Here is a 1,102-nt window from a genome sequence, read left to right as displayed (position 1 = left end):
ATGCGGTCGAAGCAGGTCACGCTGCCGGCGAGCTCGCGAGCCTCGAACGCGCTGATGGGTTCGGTGCCGTCGATGAGGGCGATGTCGCGAGGCGCGTCGGGGTCGAACAGGGTGGTCACGGGCACGATAACGCTCACGGTCGCGCTGACGTGAGGGTTGCCCTTGGCCTCGGACTCGAGCGTGCTCTGCGGCACCGTCGTGAGGAGCGTCTCGACGAGCACGTCGGAGCGCAGTTGCGCGACGGTGCGCGGGTCTTCGATGAACTCGGTGTCCTCGGGGGAGAGCTCTTCGCCTCGGCCTTCGGCGTCGCGCACCCGGGCGCGATGCTGCTTCGCGTCGTCCTGGTGCTCGTCGCGCAGTTGCGTGGCTCGCTTGTTGATGAGGTCGTAACTGGCGTGGGCCATGCCGGTGGGCATGTCGGCGGTGAGGCGAGACATGCCGCTGCCGAAGTCTTGGATGGTGACGGTGCGCTCTTCGTACTCGCGCTGGAACGCGGCTTCGAACTCGGCGGCGTTGAAGCGGGCGGCGAGTCGTTTCGCGTAACTCTCGGTCTGCCCATGCGTGTGGGTGCGGGCGTAGTCGAGCACCTTCTTGCTGAACTCGTCGCGGCGCTCCTCGCCAACCTTGCGCTCGAACCGGAGGAGCGCGCCCGCATGTCGCATGGTGACGCCGCCCTCATCGAGCGCGGTCATCCAGATCGGAAACTGCGTGGTGAGCCGGTGCGCGTCGAGAGCGCGGTTCGTGAGGGCGATATCGCTTTCGTTGGTGCGAATGCCGAGGCTGGCGACGGTGGAGCGCAGGTGGGACTGGAGGCGGTTCTCGTCGGAGATGATGTGAGCGCCCGCTTCGGCGTCGCGGCGAGTGTGTTCTTCGGCGATGTCGTACGCCTCGGCGAGCATGCGGCACTCGCCGAGGTCGGCTTGGCGGCGCAGCGTATTGAAGTCGACGTAATTGTCGGCGACGTGTCGGGCGCGTTCGGTGAGGTCGTCGTGCTGTGGTTCTGGGGTCGTGCCGTCGGGCTGGTGCCTGTTCGCGCTGCGCGTGGGCTCGAAGTCGTCGTCATCGTCGGGCGGCGTGGCGTGGTTGGGAGCGGTCATCGGGT

This window comes from Gulosibacter sediminis (assembly GCF_014904065.1).
In the GTDB taxonomy this organism is placed as follows: Bacteria; Actinomycetota; Actinomycetes; order Actinomycetales; family Microbacteriaceae; genus Gulosibacter; species Gulosibacter sediminis.
This window is presented reverse-complemented; position numbering follows the sequence as displayed.